Source organism: Caldimonas sp. (assembly GCF_046291045.1).
GTDB lineage: Bacteria > Pseudomonadota > Gammaproteobacteria > Burkholderiales > Burkholderiaceae_C > Caldimonas.
In genome coordinates, this window is the sequence record NZ_JBKBSL010000003.1 from 41,481 (window position 1) to 59,987 (window position 18,507).

The following is an 18,507-nucleotide window of genomic DNA, read 5'->3' on the forward strand; positions in this document are numbered from 1 at the left end:
TCTTCTCAGACCAACCCCAGCCGCTCGCAGATCTGCAGCGTGGCCTGGGCCTGGTTCATCGTGTAGAAGTGCAGGCCCGGTGCGCCGGCCGTGCGCAACTGGTCGCACAGATCGCTCACCACGTCCAGGCCGAAGGCCTGGATCGAGGCCTTGTCGTCGCCGTAGGCCATCAGCCGCAGCCGGATCCAACGCGGGATCTCGGCCCCGCAGGCGTCGGAAAAGCGCATGAGCTGCGAGGAGTTGGTGATGGGCATGATGCCCGGGACGATGGGCACATCCACGCCGAGCTTGTGCACGTCATCGACGAAGCGGAAGTAGGCGTCGCTGTTGAAGAAGTACTGGGTGATCGCCGCGTTCGCCCCGGCCCTGACCTTGGTGGCGAAGGCCTGCAGGTCGGCCTCGGGCGAGCGGGCTTGCGGGTGCACTTCTGGGTAGGCGGCCACCTCGATGTGGAAGTGATCGCCGGTCTCGGCCCGGATGAAGGCGACCAGGTCGCTGGCATGGCGGAACTCGCCGAAGCTGCCGTAGCCGCTGGGCAGGTCGCCGCGCAGCGCCACGAGGCGGCGGATGCCCGTCTGGCGGAACACGGCGAGCTGGGCACGCACGCTGTCGCGGGTGGCGCCGATGCAGGAGAAGTGCGGTGCAGCGTCCACGCCTTCGGACAGGATGGCCTGCACCGTTTGCAGGGTGCCGTCCTGGGTGGAGCCGCCGGCGCCATAGGTCACCGAGCAGTATTCGGGCTTGAGCGCATAGAGCTGCGCGCGCGCGGCAGCGAGCTTGACCACCCCTTCCGGGGTCTTGGGGGGGAAGAACTCCAGGCTGACCGGCAGCCGGTTCTCAGTGGCTTTCATCGGATCCTCTCTTGTCTGTTCGGTCGGGGTCAGCCCGGCGTCTGCGCCCAGAGGAAGAACTCGCGGTTGCCGTCGCCGCCGGTGATGGGGCTGGCGAACCAGCCCCGCACCGTCCAGTGCAGGGCCGCACAGGCGACCCGCAGGCGTTGCTCTACCTGCGAATACAGGGCCACGTCCCTGACCAGACCGCCTTTGCCGATCTGCGCCGGGCCGAGTTCGAACTGCGGCTTGACCAGCATGAGCACTTGGGCAGCGGGCCTGAGCCAGGGCGCCAGCGCCGGCAGCACCAGGGTCAGCGAGATGAAGGACAGGTCGCCCACCATCAGGTCGAAACTGGCCGGTGCCTGTTCGCGTGCGAAGGCGGTGCCCTCGGGCGAACGCGCATTGAGGCCTTCGTAGACCGTCACGCGCGGGTCGCCGCGCAGGCGTTCGTGCAGTTGCGCCTGGCCCACATCCAGTCCCACCACGGCCGCCGCACCGGCGCGCAACAGCACGTCGGTGAAGCCGCCGGTGCTCTGTCCCACGTCCAGGCAGCGCCAGCCGCGCACGTCCAAGCCGCTGTCACGCAGGGCTCCCTCCAGCTTGAGCCCCCCGCGGGAGACGAAGCGCAGCTCGGCGTCGTCGGTCACCTCGAGCGTGCAGCCCTCGGGCAGGTCTTCCCCTGCCTTCTTCGGCACTTGCCAGCCCCGCGGCCCCTGCCAGCGCACCGCCCCGCGCTCGATCAGCCGCTGAGCGGCCGAGCGCGTGGGGGCCAGGCCCCGCAGCACCAGGAGTTGATCCACACGCGTCATCGATGCCTCGGACATCCAGCGTCGCCCCCCGATGGGGAGATCGCAGGCCGAAGGGGGTTCAATACCGATAGGTATCGGACTTGTAAGGGCCTTCCTTCTTGACGCCGATGTAAGCCGCCTGCTCGTCCGTCAGCTCGGTGAGCATGGCTCCGAGCTTGGACAGCTGCAAACGCGCCACCTTTTCGTCCAGGTGCTTGGGCAGCACGTAGACCTTGCCCACTTCGTACTGGCCGGGCTTGGTGTAGAGCTCGATCTGCGCCAGCGTCTGGTTGGCAAAGCTCGACGACATCACGTAGCTGGGGTGGCCCGTGGCGCAGCCCAGATTCACCAGGCGGCCCTTGGCCAGCAAAATGATGCGCTTGCCATCGGGGAAGATCACATGGTCCACCTGAGGCTTGATTTCCTCCCAGCGGTACTTCTCGATCGACGCGATGTCGATCTCGTTGTCGAAGTGACCGATGTTGCAGACGATGGCCTGGTCCTTCATCTTCAGCATGTGGTCATGGGTGATCACATGCTTGTTGCCGGTGGCGGTGACGAAGATGTCGGCTTTGTCGCAGGCGTAGTCCATCGTGACGACCTTGTAGCCTTCCATGGCCGCCTGCAGCGCGCAGATGGGGTCGATCTCGGTCACCCACACCTGGGCCGACAAGGCACGCAGCGCCTGGGCCGAACCCTTGCCCACGTCGCCGTAGCCGCACACCACCGCGATCTTGCCGGCGATCATCACGTCGGTGGCGCGCTTGATGCCGTCCACCAAGGACTCGCGGCAGCCGTAGAGGTTGTCGAACTTGCTCTTGGTGACGCTGTCATTGACGTTGATGGCACGGAAGAGCAAGGTGCCGCGCGCGCTCATCTCGTTGAGGCGGTGCACGCCGGTGGTGGTTTCCTCGGTCACGCCGATGATCTTCGCGCTCTTGCGGCTGTACCAGGTCGGATCCTGGGCCAGCTTGGCCCGGATCGCGGCGAAGAGCTCGCGCTCCTCCTCGCTGCCGGGGTTGGCGAGCACCGACGGATCCTTCTCGGCACGCCGGCCCAGGTGCATCAGCAGCGTGGCGTCGCCGCCGTCGTCCAGGATCATGTTCGGGCCTTCGGCCTCGGAGCCCTGAGGTCCGAACTCGAAGATGCGGTGGGTGTAGTCCCAATAATCCTTCAGCGACTCGCCCTTGTAGGCAAACACGGGTGTGCCTTGCGCCACCAGTGCGGCGGCGGCATGGTCCTGGGTGCTGAAGATGTTGCACGAGGCCCAGCGAACGCTGGCTCCCAGGGCTTGCAGCGTCTCGACCAGCACGGCCGTCTGGATCGTCATGTGCAGGCTGCCGGCGATGCGCGCGCCGCGCAGGGGCTGACTGGCCGCGAATTCCTCGCGAATGGCCATCAGGCCGGGCATCTCGGTCTCGGCGATCCGAATTTCCTTGCGCCCCCAGTCGGCGAGCGACAGGTCGGCGATGACGTACTGGTCGGGCGACAGGGCGGGCTTGAGGACAGCGTTCATGCGTTTCTCCTGGAGGAAAAACCGCTGTGCACCGGAAGGGAACGTCGTGAAACCCACCCGGCAAGACACATGCGGGTGAGCGCCGTTGCAATCGAAGCCGTCCGAGCCTGGGGCCTGAGGCCTTGCAACGCTCCTCGGACAGACTGACATTGTAGCCGCCCTGGCGGGGGCATGTGACGGTGGGCTGCTGCGCGGGTGCCAAAAACGGTAGCATTTGCACTTTGCGCACGGTCCCAAGCGTGCCAGACGCCGCCAGGCGTCCGATCCCTCGGCCCATCGGCCGAGACTATGGAGAGTTTTCCGTGTCTTTCGCCCCCGAAACCCGGCGCCGCCGGACCTTCGCCATCATTTCTCACCCCGACGCGGGCAAGACCACGCTGACGGAAAAGCTGCTGCTGTTCTCGGGCGCGATCCACATCGCCGGCTCGGTCAAAGCGCGCAAGGCCAGCCGCCATGCCACGTCCGACTGGATGGAGATCGAGAAACAGCGCGGCATCTCGGTGGCCAGCTCGGTGATGCAGATGCTCTACCGCGATCATGTGGTGAACCTGCTCGACACTCCGGGCCACAAAGACTTCTCGGAAGACACCTACCGCGTGCTGACGGCGGTGGATTCGGCGCTGATGGTCATCGACGCGGCCAACGGCGTGGAAGCTCAGACCCGCCGCCTGATCGAGGTGTGCCGCCAGCGCGACACGCCCATCCTCACCTTCGTGAACAAGATGGACCGCGAGGGCCGCGACCCCATCGCTTTGCTCGACGAGATCGAGCAGGAGCTGGGCATGCCCTGCGTGCCCATGACCTGGCCGGTCGGCCAGGGCAAGGCCTTCGCCGGCATCATCAACCTGCGCCAAAAGAACATGCGCCTGTTCAAGCCGGGGCAGGACCGCGTCACCGACGACGAGGTCGTGCCGCTCGAGCAGGCGCAGGCCCTGCGCGCGCGCTTCGGCCACGACTTCGAGCTGGCCGAGCAGAACATCGAGCTGCTGGCCGAGGCCGCGCCGGCCTTCGACTTGGCCGCCTTCCTGGCGGCCAAGCAGACGCCGGTGTTCTTCGGCTCGGCCGTCAACAACTTCGGTGTGCAGGAAGTGCTCGATGCCCTGGTCGATCTGGCCCCGCCGCCGGCGCCGCGTCGCAGCACCACGCGGCTGGTGCGCCCGGAGGAGGCACAGTTCTCCGGCGTGGTGTTCAAGGTGCAGGCCAACATGGACCCCTCGCACCGCGACCGCATCGCCTTCGTGCGTGTGTATTCGGGCCGTTACACCCAGGGCATGAAGCTCAAAGTGCAGCGCACCGGCAAGGAGCTGCGCCCCACCAGCGTCGTGACCTTCCTCTCGCAGCGCCGCGAGGCCGTGGACGAGGCTTACGCCGGCGACATCATTGGTTTCACCACCCACGGTGGCGTGCAATTGGGCGACACCCTCACCGAGGGCGAAGCCCTGCAGTACACCGGGCTGCCGTTCTTTGCGCCCGAGCTCTTCCAGGCGGTGGAGCTGGCCAACCCCATGAAGAGCAAGCAGCTCCAGGCCGGCTTGATGCAACTGGGCGAAGAGGGCGCCATCCAGGTGTTCCGTCCGCATGAGGGCGGCGCGATGCTGCTGGGGGCCGTGGGCCCACTGCAGTTCGAGGTGGTGCAGCACCGCTTGAAGGCTGAGTACGGCGTGGAGGTGCGCCTGATGCCTTCGCGTTTCGTCGGGGCCCGCTGGGTCACGGCCGACTCGCCCGAAGAGCTCAAGAAGTTCACCGACCTCAATGGCAGCAAGCTGGCGCTGGATGCCGCCGACACCTTGGCCTATCTGATGACCTCGCCCTATGACCTGCGCCTGACGCAGGAGCGGCATCCCAACATCCGCTTCCATCCGCTGCGCGAGCATGCGGGCCTGACGCTGCAGCAGGCCGCCTGATGCACACGCCGATGCAGCCCCTATCGGCCTGGCCGGAGCCGGCGCGCCGGCACCTGCGCGGTCTGTTCACCGACATCGACGACACGCTCACCCGCGAGGGCGCGATCACACCCGAGGCCTTGCAGGCCCTGCACGCACTGCGCGACGCCGGCTTGGTGGTCATCCCGATCACGGGACGGCCGCTGGGCTGGTCCGAGCCCTTGGCACGCCAGTGGCCGGTGGCGGCCATCGTGCCCGAGAACGGTGCCTTGGCCGTGCTGCCCGACGGTCGGCGCCTGTATGTGCAGGACGAGGCCACCCGGGCGCACAACGCCCGCCGCCTGGCTGAGGTGGCGCAGCGCATCCTGGCGCAAGTGCCGGGGGCTCGACTGGCTCGCGACAGCGCCGGTCGCCTCACCGACATCGCGATCGACCACAGCGAGTTCACGCACCTGCCGCCCGAACGCATCGACCAGGTCGTGGCGCTGATGCAGTCCGAGGGCATGGTGGCCACCGTCAGCTCCATCCATATCAACGGCTGGTTCGGCACGCACGGCAAGTGGAGCGGCGCCTGCTGGATCGCCAAGGAACTGCTGGGCATCGACCTAGAGCGCGAGCTCGACCGCTGGGCCTACGTGGGCGACTCCACCAACGACCAGCCCATGTTCGAGCGCTTCGAGCACAGCGTGGGCGTGGCCAACATCATGCGCTTCGTGCCGCAGATGCAGCACCTGCCCCGCTACGTCACGCGATCCGAGCAGGGCGCCGGCTTCGCCGAGGTGGCGCGCTGTGTGCTGGCGGCGCGCTGATCAGGGCCTGCGGCCGGGGATCCCCGTCCACAGCTCGTCGAGGTTGGCGATGCCCCAGGCCTGGGGATCCTCATGGCCGACGATGCGGTCGTTGGTCTGTGCCGTGCCCAGTTCCAGCACCTCGGGCACGATGTAGGTGTTCGACTTGGTCGAGAAAAACACCTTCACACGCGGCAGGAGCAGCGAGCGCTCGCTCTGGTCGAGCACTACCCCCAGTCGCCCCGACTGCAGGCGCACCAACGAGCCCGTGGGATAGATGCCCACGCATTTCACGAAGGCCTGGAAGATGCGCTCATCGAAGTGGCCTTGTTTGGCCCACAGCGCCATCTTTTTCAGCGATTCGGCTGGATGCCAACCGGCCTTGTAGGGGCGGTCCGAGGTGATGGCATCGTAGACGTCACATACTGCACCCATCTTGGCGTACAGGCTGATGGCCTGCCCGGAAAGTCCGTCCGGGTAACCGCTGCCATCGATCTTCTCGTGATGATGCAGGCACACATCCAAGACCATGTCTGATTGCACGCCGGCTCGCACCAACATATCACGTCCGGCCCTGGGGTGGGCTTTGACCTGGTCGAACTCTGCTTCGGTCAGCCGGCCCGGTTTGTTCAGGATTTCCAGTGGAATGGCTGCTTTGCCCAAGTCGTGCAGCAGGCCAGCCAAGGCCGCATGTTCTGTCTCGGCGGGACTCAGCCCAAGTTGGTGAGCCAGACTCGTCATGAGAGCGCCCACTGCCACCGAGTGCAAATAGGTGTAGTCGTCTTTGGCTTTGAGTCGGGCCAGACTGATCAAGGCTGCCGGGTTGCGTAGCACCGAGTTCGCGACTTCTTGCGCCAGCGGCTTGAAGTGGTCGGCCTGCACGACGCGCCCCAGTCGGGCTTGCTTGAACAAGACCGACACCTCGCGCTTGGCCTGACTCAGTATCCGTGCGGCCCGCTGCAGCTCTTCGTCCAAAGACACTTGTTCGATCGACGGCTGCGACGACGCGTGTGGAAAGTCCCCTGCTTGACGCAACTCGGCTTTCAAACGCTCTTCGTCGGCGCTGCCCGCGAGGGGGGCGGCGTCGACGTCACGACCGCGCGAAGTATCGATCACAACCTCCCGGATCGGGCTGTTGTGCAGCTTGTCCAGCGTGGCCATGTCCTCGATGACAAAAGACGTGGCCCAAAACGGGTGATCCAACCAAGACCCACACAGACTGTGCAGGTACATGCCAAGCCGCACCTGTTCTACCGGGATTCGTTTCAGCATCGGGGCCGATCTTACGGCGGAGGTGCCGGCCATTTGCGCGTAAATGCGTGGCACATTGCGCATGCCCCGCTGATTTATAGCGCGTCTGCCGTCGCCTGTCGTTGCCCCCGAGGCGAGCAAGTGCCTTTGCGTACAAGTCCCCGCAGGCGCCGACGCGCCTGCAGGGCTTACAGCCCTGCCGCTGCACGCAGCGCCTGGGCCTTGTGGCGCAAGTCCCGGGAGGCGCTGACGCGCCTGCAGGGCTTACAGCCCTGCCGCTGCACGCAGCGCCTGGGCCTTGTCCGTGCGTTCCCAGGTGAACTCGGGCTCCTCGCGGCCGAAGTGGCCGTAGGCCGCAGTCCGAGAATAGATGGGGCGCAGCAGGTCCAGCATCTGGATGATGCCCTTGGGCCGAAGGTCGAAGTGCTCGTTGACCAGGGCGGCGATCTTCTCGTCGGGGATCACGCCCGTGCCTTCGGTGTAGACGGTGACGTTGATCGGGCGGGCCACACCGATGGCGTAGCTGACTTGGATCTGGCACTGGCGGGCCAGGCCGGCGGCCACGATGTTCTTGGCCACGTAGCGTGCGGCGTAGGCGGCCGAACGATCGACCTTGGAAGGATCCTTGCCCGAGAAGGCCCCGCCGCCGTGCGGGCAGGCGCCCCCATAGGTATCGACGATGATCTTGCGGCCCGTCAGGCCGCAGTCGCCCTGCGGGCCGCCGATGACGAAGCGCCCGGTCGGGTTGATCAGGTAGCGCGTGTCCTTCAGCCACTCTTTGGGCAGCACTGGCTTGATGATTTCCTCGATCACCGCCTCGATGAAGCTGGCTTTCATCTTGGTGGGCGTCTCGGACTGGTCGGGGCTGTGCTGGGTGGACAGCACCACGGTGTCGATGCTGTGCGGACGACCGTCGACGTAGCGCATCGTCACCTGGCTCTTGGCGTCCGGCCGTAGGAAGGGCAGGCGGCCGTCCTTGCGCAACTGGGCCTGGCGTTCGACCAGCCGGTGCGCGTAATAGATCGGCGCGGGCATCAGCTCGGGTGTTTCGTCGCAGGCGTAGCCGAACATCAGGCCCTGGTCGCCGGCGCCCATGTTCAGGTAGTCGTCGCTGGCCTGGTCCACACCCTGGGCGATGTCGTTGCTCTGCTTGTCGTAGGCCACCAGCACGGCGCAGCCCTTGTAGTCGATGCCGTACTCGGTGTTGTCGTAGCCGATGCGCTTGATGGTCTCACGCGCCACCTCGATGTAGTCGACATGGGCGTTGGTCGTGATCTCGCCGGCCAGCACCACCAGCCCGGTGTTGCACAGGGTCTCGGCGGCCACGCGCGAGCGCGGATCCTGCTCGAAGATGGCATCGAGGATGGCGTCGGAGATCTGGTCGGCCACCTTGTCGGGGTGGCCTTCGGACACGGATTCGGACGTGAAGAGAAAATCGTTCGCCACTGCAGGGCCTCCTGTTTCGATGACACTTCGGGCGTTTGCCGACCCGGATCGCGAAGGAGGAGCGGCGAACGCTTTAGCGGTATTTGTAGGGAAGGCTCCCGAAGCTGGCGCCCACCCGGCAGGCGCTCGCTATGCTTGCCACCTGCACATCGCCCCGCAAGTTGTTCCTTAACCCGGCGACCTGCCCATTATAGAAACAGATGTTGATTCTCTTTCGCCTGCTGTCCCGATGTCCCTTGTGGCTGCTCCACCACATCGGGGCCGCCCTGGGATGGCTTGCGTTCGGCCTGTCCCCTGCCTACCGGCGCCGTTTCCGGGAGAACGCCGACCAGGCCGGCCTGGAGTGGGCGCAGGCCCGGCCGGCCGTGGCCTCGGCCGGGCGCATGGTCGCCGAGCTGCCCTGGCTGTGGATGCGTCCGCACGACCGCCTCCTGGGCTCGCGGGTGCGCGTCGAGGGGGGGGAACACATCCGGGCGGCCCATGCGCAGGGGCGCGGACTGATCTTCCTGACACCCCACCTGGGGTGTTTCGAGGTGACGGCACAGGCCTATGCCGAGCACTTCGGCGCCTTGTGCGGGCCGCTCACCGCCTTGTACCGGCCGCCGCGCAAGGCGGTGCTGCGCGAGCTGGTGGACACCGCGCGTCATCGCCCTGGCCTGAAGACGGCGCCCGCGAACTTGGCGGGCGTGCGGCAGATGATCCGAGCCCTCAAGGCGGGCGAGGCGGTGGGCCTGCTGCCCGATCAGGTGCCGCCCGAAGGGATGGGGGTCTGGGCGCCTTTCTTCGGCCGGCGGGCCTACACGATGACCCTGGCCGCCCGTCTGGCCCACCAGACCGGTGCCCAGGTGCTGCTGGTTTGGGGCGAGCGCCTGGCCCACGGGGCCGGGTATGTGGTGCGGTTCTCGCCGCTGGAGGAGGCCTTGCCCCTTGAGGCAGAATCGGCGGCCGCGTGCATCAACCGTGCGATGGAACGACTGATCCTGCAATGCCCCGGCCAGTACCTGTGGGGCTATCACCGCTACAAAGGGCCGCGGATGCTGCCGGCCGACGGGGCCCACCCGTGAGGCCGTGGGCCAGCCATGCCGCGATCGGCCTGATGTGGCTGTTGCACTGGCTGCCGCTGCCGGTGCAGGCAGCCCTGGGCCGCAGTCTCGGCCGCGCGTTGTTCGCGCTGGGGCGTTCTCGCCGGCGTATTGCGCTGCGCAACCTGGAGCTGTGCTTTCCTCACTGGAGCGCCGCGCAGCGGGAGGCCTTGGCTCGCGAGCACTTCCGGTGGCTGGGTCGCAGCCTACTCGAGCGCGGCCTGCTGTGGTACGGCTCGCGCAGCCGTCTGGAGCGCCTGATCCGCGTCGAAGGCGACATCGGCCTGGCCGATCGCAGCGACAAGCCAGTGATGTGGCTCGCCCCCCATTTCATGGCACTGGACGTGGCCGGCGTGGCCATTCAATTGCATGTGAAGAAGACCGGCACTTCCATCTACCAGGCCCAGAGCGACAAGGTCTTCGACGCGGCGATGCGCCGCGGGCGGCTGCGCTTTGGCAATGCCGAGATCTTCTCCCGCAAGGAGTCGGCCAAGCCGCTGATGCGCTGCATTCGTCGCGGCCAGCCGTTTTTCAACCTGCCCGACATGGACTTTGGCCCCAAGGACGCGGCCTTCGTACCCTTCTTCGGCGTGCCGGCGGCCACACTGCTGGCACCCTCGCGCATGGCCCGCGCCCTGGACATGGTGGTGCAGCCGGTGGTGGCCGAAATGCTGCCGGGCGGTCGGGGCTATGTGGTGCGCTTCTTGCCGCCCTGGACGGACTTCCCCACCGACGATGCCTTGGCCGACACGCGGCGCATGAACCAGTGGATCGAGCACGAGATCGAGCGCATGCCCGCCCAGTACCTGTGGGTGCACAAGCGTTTCAAGACCCGCCCGCCTGGCGAACCCCGCCTCTACTGACCGCCCGGCGGTCGGCGCGGCGGGGGATAATCGGTCCATGAAACTGCGCTTCACCAAGATGCATGGGGCGGGCAATGATTTCGTGGTCATCGATGCCACGGCGTCGCCGCTGTCGCTGTCCGCAGCCCAGCTGCAGCGCCTGGGCGACCGGCGCTTGGGCGTGGGGGCCGATCAGATCCTCGTCGTCGAGCGCGCCTCGTCGAGCGAGGCCGATTTCCGCTACCGCATCTTCAATGGCACCTCGGGCGAGGAGGTCGAGCACTGCGGCAACGGTGCGCGCTGCTTCGTGCGCTTCGTGCACGAGAAGGGCCTGAGCGACCGCAACCCCTTGCGGGTCGAGACCGTCAACAACCGCCTGGTGTTGCAAGCCCAGCCCGATGGCCGGGTGACGGTGGACATGAATGCCCCGATCTTCGAGCCTGAGCGCGTGCCCTTCGACGCTGCGGGACTGACCCCCCGCCTTGCAGGGCCGCCGCCCGCCTTGCCGCTGTGGCCCCTCGACCTGGACGACACGGTGGTCGAGGTGGCGGTGCTGTCCATGGGCAATCCGCATGCCGTCGTTCTGGTGGACGATGTCGATCGCGCCCCGGTGACCCAGTGGGGCCCGCGCATCGAGCGGCACCGGCGCTTTGCGCGCAAGGTCAACGCCGGCTTTGTGCAGATCATCGACCGCGGCCATGTGGCATTGCGCGTGTACGAGCGCGATGCGGGCGAAACCCTGGCTTGCGGCACCGGGGCCTGCGCGGCTGTGGTGGCCGGCATCCGCCAGGGCCTGCTCGACCCCGCGGTCGAGGTCGATACCCGTGGCGGCCGCCTGCGCATCGAATGGGCGGGCGGGGACGCGCATGTGTTCATGACCGGCCCGGCGCAGACCGTCTTTGAAGGAGAAATCGAACTGTGAGCACCCCCACCGGCATTCAGGGCATCACCGAGGACGACATCGCCCATTTCCTCGCCAACACGCCCGGCTTCTTCGAGCGCCATGCCGAACTGCTCGCCAGCATCCAGCTCACCAGCCCGCATGGCCACCGCGCCGTTTCGCTGCAAGAGCGCCAGATGGAGATGCTGCGCGAGAAGATCCGCGGCCTGGAGATGCGTCTGATGGAGATGATCCGCCACGGCCAGGAGAACATGGCGATCGCCGACAAGCTGCACCGTTGGACGCGCGCCCTGATGCTCACTGCCGATCCGGCCGACCTGCCCGGCACCTTGGTGCACGAACTCAAGGCCCAGTTCCTCATTCCCCAAGCGGGCATTCGCGTCTGGGACGTGGTGGGGGCCTATGCCGACCATCCTTTCGCCCTGGGGGCTAGCGAGGACACGCGCACCTTCGCCAGCAGCTTGGCGCAGCCCTATTGCGGCGTGAACGCGGGCTTCGAGGCTGTGGGCTGGCTGGAGGAGCCTTCCACGGTGACCTCGGTGGCCCTGATCCCGCTGCGTCACGGCGTGGGCGCCCAAGCCTTCGGCCTGCTCGTGCTGGGCTCGCCGGACCCGACCCGCTACACCGCCGACATGGGCACCGAGTTTCTGATGCGGGTGGGCGACCTGGCCAGCGCCAGCCTCACGCGCCTGCTGCCGGAAGGCTGAGGCCGAACACGCCATGAAGGACGAGCCGCTGCCGCCGCCAATCGAGGGCTATCTCGAGCACCTGCGCGTGCAGCGGCGCCTGGCCGAGCTCACGCTGCGAGCCTATGCGCGCGACCTCGCACAACTGGCCCGGCTGGCGGACGAGACCGGCGTGGCCCTGGAAGCGGTGCAGGCCCATCACGTGCGCCGCTGGCTCGGCCGGCTGCATGCGGGAGGGCTGTCCGGACGCAGCCTGGCGCGCACGCTCAGCGCCTGGCGGGGCTGCTACCGCTGGTGGGGCCGGCAGGGCCACGTCGCCCACAACCCCGTCGAGGGCATCAAGGCCCCCAAGGCCCCCAGGACGCTGCCCAAGGCCCTGTCGGTGGACCACGCGGTGGCCCTGGCTGAACAAGGGCCGAGCGCCGGAGACGATCCCGTGCTGGCCGCGCGCGACCGCTGCATCGTCGAGCTGCTGTACGGCTGCGGCCTGCGCATCGGCGAGCTCGCGGGCCTGGATCTGTGCGCCACGCCGTCTTCGCGCGGCTGGGTCGATTTGGCCGGGGCCGAGTTGCACGTGCGGGGCAAGGGGGGCAAGCGGCGCAGCGTGCCGGTGGGGCGGGCCGCGCTGGCGGCCCTGCGCGAGTGGCTGGCCCTGCGGCCCCGGCTGGCGCGCGGTGAGGAGGCAGCGCTGCTGCTCAGCGAGCGCGGCGCAAGGCTGTCGCCACAGCAAATCCGTGTCCGCCTGTCCCGGCGTGCCCTGCAAGTCGGCGTGCCCACGCGGGTCCATCCGCATATGCTGCGCCATTCTTTCGCCTCGCATCTGTTGCAGTCCAGCGGCGATCTGCGCGCGGTGCAAGAGCTGCTGGGCCACGCGCACATCACCACCACCCAGATCTACACCCGGCTGGACTTCCAGCACCTCGCCCGGGCTTACGATGCCGCCCATCCGAGGGCGCGTCGCAAGTCCTGAGCCGTTGCACCGAAACCCTCATGAACGTCATCACCCTGCGCGAAGGCAAGGAGCGTTCCCTGCTGCGCCAACACCCCTGGGTCTTTCAAGGGTCCATCGCCCGCGGCAACGCCGAGGCCGGCGACACCGTGCGTGTCCAAGCCCATGACGGCCGCTTCCTGGCCTGGGCGGCCTACAGCCCCGCCTCGATGATCCGCGCACGTGCTTGGAGCTTCGATGAGGCCGAGCGCATCGACGCGGACTTTTTCGCCCGCCGCATCGGCCGCGCGCTCGCGTTGCGGGCGCGTCTGCCGTTGTCCAGCGACGCCGTGCGCCTGATCCATGGCGAGGCCGATGGCCTGCCCGGCCTCATCGTGGACCGCTATGGCGACACGCTCAGCGCCCAGTTCCTCTCCGCTGGCACCGAGCGCTGGAAAGCCGTGATCGCCGATCAACTGCTTGCGGCCACCGGTCTGGCGCGCCTGTACGAGCGGTCGGACTCCGGGGTCCGCGCTCTGGAGGGGCTGCCGGCGGCCCGCGGCTGGCTGCGCGGCCAGGGGCCCACCGAGATCGCCATCCGCGAACACGGCTGGCAGCTCACGCTCGACGTGGACGAGGGCCACAAGACCGGCTACTACCTCGACCAGCGCGACAACCGGCGACGCTTTGCCGAGTGGGTGCGCCACTTCGGTTGCCGGCGGGTGCTCAACTGCTACAGCTACACAGGGGGCTTCAGCGTCGCTGCGCTGGCCGGTGGGGCGCAGGAGGTGCTGAGCGTCGACTCCTCGGCGCCGGCCCTGGCTCGGGCGCAGGCCCATGTGGCGCTCAACGGCTTCGAGGCGGCACGCCACCAGGCCCTCGATGCCGACGTGAACGAAACCTTGCGCCGCTTCATCCGCGAAGGCCGGACCTTCGATGCCATCGTGCTCGATCCGCCCAAGTTCGCCCCCTCGGCGGCCCATGCCGAGCGTGCGGCGCGAGCCTACAAGGACATCAACCGCCTGGCCTTCAAGCTGCTGGCCCCGGGGGGGCTGCTGCTGACCTTCTCGTGCTCCGGCGGCATCGGTGCCGAGCTCTTTCACAAGATCGTTGCCGGCGCCGGAATCGACGCCGGTGTGGACGGGATGATCCTGTCACGCCTGGAGGCCGCGCCCGACCACCCGATGACGATCTGCTTTCCCGAGGGCGAGTACCTCAAGGGACTGGCCATCTTGAAGCAGTCGGCCTGAGCGTCAGGGCAGCAGCCGCTCGCCGCGGAAGAGCTCGGCCGGCTGCTCGCGCTCGCGCACCAGGTGGGCCTCGTCGCCGACGACCAGCACCTCGGCCGCTCGGCCGCGGGTGTTGTAGTTGCTGGCCATGCTCATGCCGTAGGCCCCGGCCGACAACACCGCAAGCCGGTCGCCCGGCTGCACGGCCAGCGATCGGGCCCGGCCCAGCCAGTCGCCCGACTCGCACACCGGCCCCACCACGTCGTAGGTGACCGGCGCCTCGTCGCGCCGCCGGCAGGCCACGATGGCCATCGTGGCCTCGTACATCGCCGGGCGCATCAGGTCGTTCATCGCTGCATCGACGATGCAGAAGTTTTTTTCCTGCCCGGGCTTGAGGTAGAGCGTCTCGGTGAGCAGCACGCCGGCATTGCCTACCAGCGAGCGTCCGGGCTCGAACATCAGCATGCGGTGGCCATGGCCGCGCGCATCCAGGCGGGTCAGCAAGGCGCCGATCAGCTCGTCCGCCGCAGGCGGCGTCTCGTCGGTGTAGGTGATGCCCAGCCCGCCCCCCAGGTCCAGGTGATGCAGGGCGATGCCCTGGGCCTCGATCGCCTCGACCAAGTCGAGCACGCGGTCCAGGGCATCCAGATAAGGCGCGATCTCGGTGATCTGCGAACCGATGTGACAGTCGATGCCGATCACCGACAGGCCGGGCAGTGCGGCGGCCCGGCGGTAGGCGGCCACGGCGCGGTCGTGGGCCACACCGAACTTGTTGGCCTTGAGCCCTGTGGAGATGTAAGGGTGGGTGCCGGCATCCACGTCAGGATTCACTCGCAGGCTCACGGGGGCTTGGCGTCCCTCCTGCACCGCCACCGCCGACAGCACCTCCAGCTCGGCTTCGCTTTCCACGTTGAAGCACTTCACGCCGGCACGCAGGGCCAGGCGCATTTCCTCACGGGTCTTGCCCACGCCGGAGAACACCACGCGATCGGCGCTCACCCCTGCGGCCAGCACCCGTGCGAGCTCGCCGCCCGAGACGATGTCGAAGCCGCACCCCGCCCGCGCAAAGGTCTGCAGCACGGCCAGATTGGAGTTGGCCTTCATCGCGTAGCAGATCAGATGCTTGCGACCGACCAGCGCCCGCTGGTACGGTGCCAGCGCCGCCAGCATGGCGGCCTGGGAGTAAACGTACAGGGGCGTGCCGAAGCGATCGGCCAGAGCGTCGAGCTCGCAGCCGTCGAGGTGGAGCGACTCGCCCCGGTAGGCGAGAAAGGGGGCGCCGGGCAATTTCATCAAGGACGCGAAGCAGAAGGGGGAGGAGTGGGCGCCGAGGCCGGCGCCGCCGCCGCAGCGGCGGCCGGCGACGCGGCGGGCAGGTACAGCGGCCCCTTCTGGCCACAGGCCGATAGGCCCACCGCCAGTAGCGTCAGCAGGCCGACCGCTAGAATGAGTGCCCGTTTCGACATGCGCGGATTCTATCGGCGATGGCCCTCGAACCCACTCCCTTGAGCGACAGCGAATACCACGAACGCGCGCAGGCCGTGCTGGCCTCGGTGGAGGCCTGGGTGGACCGCTTGCTCGAGGACGACGTGATCGACATCGACACCCACCGCACCGGCGGGCTGCTCGAGCTCGTCTTCCCCGGCGGGGCCAAGCTGGTCATCAACACCCAGCCGCCCTTGCACGAGATATGGCTCGCGGCCCGCTCCGGGGGCTACCACTACAAATACGTGCAGGGCCGCTGGCTCGACACCCGCGAAGGGGGCGAGTTCTTCGACCGGCTCTCGCGCTGCGCCAGCGAGTTGGCCGGACAGCCCCTGCCGTTTCGCGCCGGCTGAGCCGTCCCGGGGAGGCCATCAGGGCCTGAACAGGTCCAGGATGCTGCGCCGCTCCTCTTCCGAGGTGGAGGCGCCCGGTGATGGCGGGGCGTCCAGGCCCAGGCTCGTGACACCCGCGCCGTGGTCGTATTCGTCATAGAACCATTCGCCGCCCACCTGGATGAGCCCCGCCGGGGGGTCGGGCTGGTTCACCGGCACGCCTTTGAGCGCGGTGGCCATGTAATCGATCCATACCGGCAGCGACAGGCCCCCGCCGGTCTCGCGGTCTCCCAGCTTGCGCGGGGTGTCGTAACCGATCCACACCACCGCCACCACCTCGGGCTGGTAGCCGGCGAACCAAGCATCCACCGAATCGTTGGTGGTGCCGGTCTTGCCGTATAGGTCGGGTCGCTTGAGCGTGGCCTGGGCCCGGGCAGCCGTGCCGCTGCGGGTGACCTCCTGCAGCAGGCTGCTCATCACGAAGGCGTTGCGCGGATCGATGGCCCGCATCGACTCGTCCAGCGGCGCGGGGGAGTGCTCCACGAGCACCCGGCCCCGGTTGTCGGTGACCTTGGTGATCAGCGACGGCGGCACCCGGTAGCCCCCGTTGGCGAAGACCGCATAGGCGGTGGCCATCTGCAGCGGCGTGACCGAGCCCGCGCCCAACGCCAGGGTGAGATAAGGGGGGTGGCGTTCCGGGTCGAAGCCGAAACGGGTCACCCACTCCTGCGCATAAGCCGGGCCGATGGCTTCGAGCATGCGGATGGACACCATGTTCTTCGAACGGGCCAGGGCCCGGCGCAGCGACATCGGTCCGTCGAAGGTGCCGTCGTAGTTCTTGGGTTCCCAGGGCTTGCTGCCGGTGGTCGTTGCGTCATAGAAGAGCGGCGCGTCGTTGATCACCGTGGCCGGGGTGAACCCGCGCTCCAGCGCGGCCGAGTAGATGAAGGGTTTGAAGCTCGAACCGGGCTGGCGCCAGGCCTGGGTGACATGGTTGAAGCGGCTCTTGGCGTAATCGAAGCCACCGACCAGCGCGCGGATCTGGCCGGTGCGAGGGTCGAGCGAGACGAAGGCTCCTTCCACCTCGGGCAGCTGGGTGATCGACCAGCCGGCGCGACCCAGGTCGATGACCCGGATCACCGAACCCACGCGGATCTGGATGTTCGGCTTGGCCTTGGGGGACAGGCCCGACTGGGCCGGCCGCAGTCCCTCGCCTGCCAGGGTGACCGTCTGCCCATCGGCCAGCATCGCGACGACCTTCTTCGGGTCGACCTCGAGCACCACGGCGGCGCGCACCTCGTCATTGTCCGGGTGCTCCACCAGGGCCTCGGCCACTCGGGCATCGACCTGGGCCGGATCCTTGGGCAGATCCACATGACCCTCGGGGCCGCGGTACCACTGGCGGCGCTCGTAGTCCATGATGCCCTTGCGCAGCGCACGGTAGGCCGCAACCTGCTCGTCCGAGCGGATCGTGGTGTACACGTTCAGCCCCCGCGAATAGCTCTCTTCCCCATACTGGTTGTGGATGAGCTGGCGGGCGGTCTCGGCCACGTACTCGGCGTGGACGGGCAGAGACGGGGTCTGGCGGTAGCGCAGCACCTCCGCCTTGGCCGCGGCGTGCTGGGCTTCGGTGATGAAGCCGTTGTCCAGCATGCGGTCGATGATGTACTGCTGGCGCACCCGCGCACGGGGCGGGTTACGGATCGGGTTGTAAGCGGCCGGTGCCTTGGGCAGGCCGGCCAGCATCGCCGCCTCGGCAATGCTGAGGTTGTTGAGATCCTTGCCGAAATAGATCTCGGCTGCGGCGGCGAAACCATAGGCCCGCTGGCCCAGGTAGATCTGGTTCATGTAGAGCTCGAGGATCTCGTCCTTGCTCAGCATGTTCTCGATCTTCAGGGCCAGCAGCACCTCGTAGACCTTGCGGGTGAAGGTCTTCTCGGAAGACAGGTAGAAATTGCGCGCCACCTGCATCGTGATCGTCGAGGCCCCCTGGCTGCCCACCGAGCCGAAGTTGGCCAAGGCCGCCCGCAGCATGCCCTTGTAATCGATGCCGCTGTGGTCGTAGAAGCGCGCGTCCTCGATGGCCAGCACGGCATGTTTCATCACTGCGGGGATCTGCTCGATCGGCACGAACTTGCGGCGCTCCTCGCCGAACTCGCCCAGCAGCACCCCGTCGGCCGAGAATACGCGCATCGGCAGCTTGGGCCGGTAGTCGGTCAGGCCGTCGATGTCGGGCAGGTTGGGATAGGCCACGGCCAGCGCCATGGCCACCAGCATCGCGCCGGCCGCCGCCCCGGCGGCCAGCAGTCCCAGCGCCCAGGCGGCCACACGGGTCGCCCAGTGCGCCCAGGGCGGCACCGTGGGGCGACCCTGGGGCGAAGACGAGCGGGAGGAATCAGACATGCATGCGCTTTCGATGGGCCGCCGTAGGACGCGGCCGTGCCGGCCCAGCGCCGGCGGACGCCCCGGCGCCGCGCGCCGTGGGGTGGGTGGATCGCTGTTCCGATTATAGGAAGC

At 67.8% G+C, this 18,507-nt stretch carries 17 protein-coding genes and 1 riboswitch; of the genes, 9 read left to right on the forward strand and 8 right to left on the reverse strand.

Going from position 1 to position 18,507, the window contains the following annotated elements:
* Window positions 1-5: 5 nt before the first annotated feature.
* From metF to ahcY, 3 genes are read right to left on the reverse strand one after another with little or no spacing between them, the layout of a single operon-like run.
* On the reverse strand, window positions 6-851 hold the full coding sequence (gene metF / locus ACK4ZD_RS01815) for a methylenetetrahydrofolate reductase [NAD(P)H] (RefSeq protein ID WP_409657938.1): 846 nt from the start codon (window positions 849-851) through the stop codon (window positions 6-8).
* A 29-nt stretch (window positions 852-880) separates the two neighbouring features.
* Window positions 881-1,642: a TlyA family RNA methyltransferase gene (locus ACK4ZD_RS01820; RefSeq protein WP_409657941.1), complete on the reverse strand. Its 762-nt coding sequence runs from the start codon at window positions 1,640-1,642 to the stop codon at window positions 881-883.
* Between the two features lie 58 nt (window positions 1,643-1,700).
* The gene (gene ahcY, locus ACK4ZD_RS01825; protein ID WP_409657944.1) at window positions 1,701-3,137 is read right to left on the reverse strand and encodes an adenosylhomocysteinase; all 1,437 of its coding nucleotides are present in this window, start codon (window positions 3,135-3,137) and stop codon (window positions 1,701-1,703) included.
* A gap of 70 nt (window positions 3,138-3,207) precedes the next feature.
* A riboswitch (S-adenosyl-L-homocysteine riboswitch) is annotated at window positions 3,208-3,279 on the reverse strand.
* Window positions 3,280-3,439: 160 nt separating this feature from the next.
* On the opposite strand from ahcY, the gene ACK4ZD_RS01830 reads away from it, so the two are divergent.
* A complete protein-coding gene (locus ACK4ZD_RS01830) occupies window positions 3,440-5,041 on the forward strand; it encodes a peptide chain release factor 3 (protein WP_409657946.1) in 1,602 nt (533 codons plus the stop codon).
* Window positions 5,042-5,052: 11 nt separating this feature from the next.
* Entirely contained in the window at window positions 5,053-5,829 is a 777-nt protein-coding gene (locus ACK4ZD_RS01835; protein ID WP_409657949.1) for an HAD family hydrolase, read from the forward strand.
* Here the strand turns inward: ACK4ZD_RS01835 and ACK4ZD_RS01840 are convergent, their stop codons facing one another.
* The gene (locus ACK4ZD_RS01840) at window positions 5,830-7,080 is read right to left on the reverse strand and encodes an HD-GYP domain-containing protein (protein WP_409658186.1); all 1,251 of its coding nucleotides are present in this window, start codon (window positions 7,078-7,080) and stop codon (window positions 5,830-5,832) included.
* Window positions 7,081-7,323: 243 nt separating this feature from the next.
* Window positions 7,324-8,505, reverse strand: a complete 1,182-nt coding sequence (gene metK / locus ACK4ZD_RS01845; RefSeq protein ID WP_409657952.1) for a methionine adenosyltransferase — start codon at window positions 8,503-8,505, stop codon at window positions 7,324-7,326.
* Window positions 8,506-8,705: 200 nt separating this feature from the next.
* Between metK and ACK4ZD_RS01850 the strand changes: the two genes are divergently transcribed.
* From ACK4ZD_RS01850 to ACK4ZD_RS01875, 6 genes are read left to right on the forward strand one after another with little or no spacing between them, the layout of a single operon-like run.
* Window positions 8,706-9,569: a lysophospholipid acyltransferase family protein gene (locus ACK4ZD_RS01850; RefSeq protein WP_409657955.1), complete on the forward strand. Its 864-nt coding sequence runs from the start codon at window positions 8,706-8,708 to the stop codon at window positions 9,567-9,569.
* Between the two features lie 32 nt (window positions 9,570-9,601).
* Complete coding sequence (locus ACK4ZD_RS01855; protein ID WP_409657958.1) at window positions 9,602-10,450, forward strand: lipid A biosynthesis acyltransferase; 849 nt, start codon at window positions 9,602-9,604, stop codon at window positions 10,448-10,450.
* 37 nt (window positions 10,451-10,487) lie between these two features.
* Window positions 10,488-11,351, forward strand: a complete 864-nt coding sequence (gene dapF / locus ACK4ZD_RS01860; protein WP_409657961.1) for a diaminopimelate epimerase — start codon at window positions 10,488-10,490, stop codon at window positions 11,349-11,351.
* Complete coding sequence (locus ACK4ZD_RS01865; RefSeq protein ID WP_409657963.1) at window positions 11,348-12,037, forward strand: DUF484 family protein; 690 nt, start codon at window positions 11,348-11,350, stop codon at window positions 12,035-12,037. The genes dapF and ACK4ZD_RS01865 overlap by 4 nt, the downstream gene beginning before the upstream one ends.
* Before the next feature lie 13 nt (window positions 12,038-12,050).
* On the forward strand, window positions 12,051-12,986 hold the full coding sequence (gene xerC, locus ACK4ZD_RS01870) for a tyrosine recombinase XerC (RefSeq protein WP_409657966.1): 936 nt from the start codon (window positions 12,051-12,053) through the stop codon (window positions 12,984-12,986).
* A gap of 20 nt (window positions 12,987-13,006) precedes the next feature.
* Window positions 13,007-14,194, forward strand: a complete 1,188-nt coding sequence (locus tag ACK4ZD_RS01875; protein ID WP_409657969.1) for a class I SAM-dependent rRNA methyltransferase — start codon at window positions 13,007-13,009, stop codon at window positions 14,192-14,194.
* Window positions 14,195-14,197: 3 nt separating this feature from the next.
* On the opposite strand, the gene lysA is transcribed toward ACK4ZD_RS01875, so the two are convergent.
* Window positions 14,198-15,466: a diaminopimelate decarboxylase gene (gene lysA, locus ACK4ZD_RS01880; RefSeq protein WP_409657972.1), complete on the reverse strand. Its 1,269-nt coding sequence runs from the start codon at window positions 15,464-15,466 to the stop codon at window positions 14,198-14,200.
* A complete protein-coding gene (gene lptM / locus ACK4ZD_RS01885) occupies window positions 15,466-15,639 on the reverse strand; it encodes an LPS translocon maturation chaperone LptM (protein ID WP_409657975.1) in 174 nt (57 codons plus the stop codon). Before lptM ends, lysA begins: the two co-directional genes overlap by 1 nt.
* An 18-nt stretch (window positions 15,640-15,657) precedes the next feature.
* On the opposite strand from lptM, the gene cyaY reads away from it, so the two are divergent.
* Window positions 15,658-16,011 carry an iron donor protein CyaY gene (gene cyaY, locus ACK4ZD_RS01890; RefSeq protein ID WP_409657978.1) on the forward strand — a complete coding sequence of 118 codons (354 nt, stop codon included), beginning with the start codon at window positions 15,658-15,660 and terminating at the stop codon, window positions 16,009-16,011.
* A gap of 18 nt (window positions 16,012-16,029) precedes the next feature.
* Here cyaY and ACK4ZD_RS01895 read toward each other — a convergent pair whose 3' ends face one another.
* Entirely contained in the window at window positions 16,030-18,393 is a 2,364-nt protein-coding gene (locus tag ACK4ZD_RS01895) for a penicillin-binding protein 1A (RefSeq protein ID WP_409657981.1), read from the reverse strand.
* Window positions 18,394-18,507: the final 114 nt, after the last annotated feature.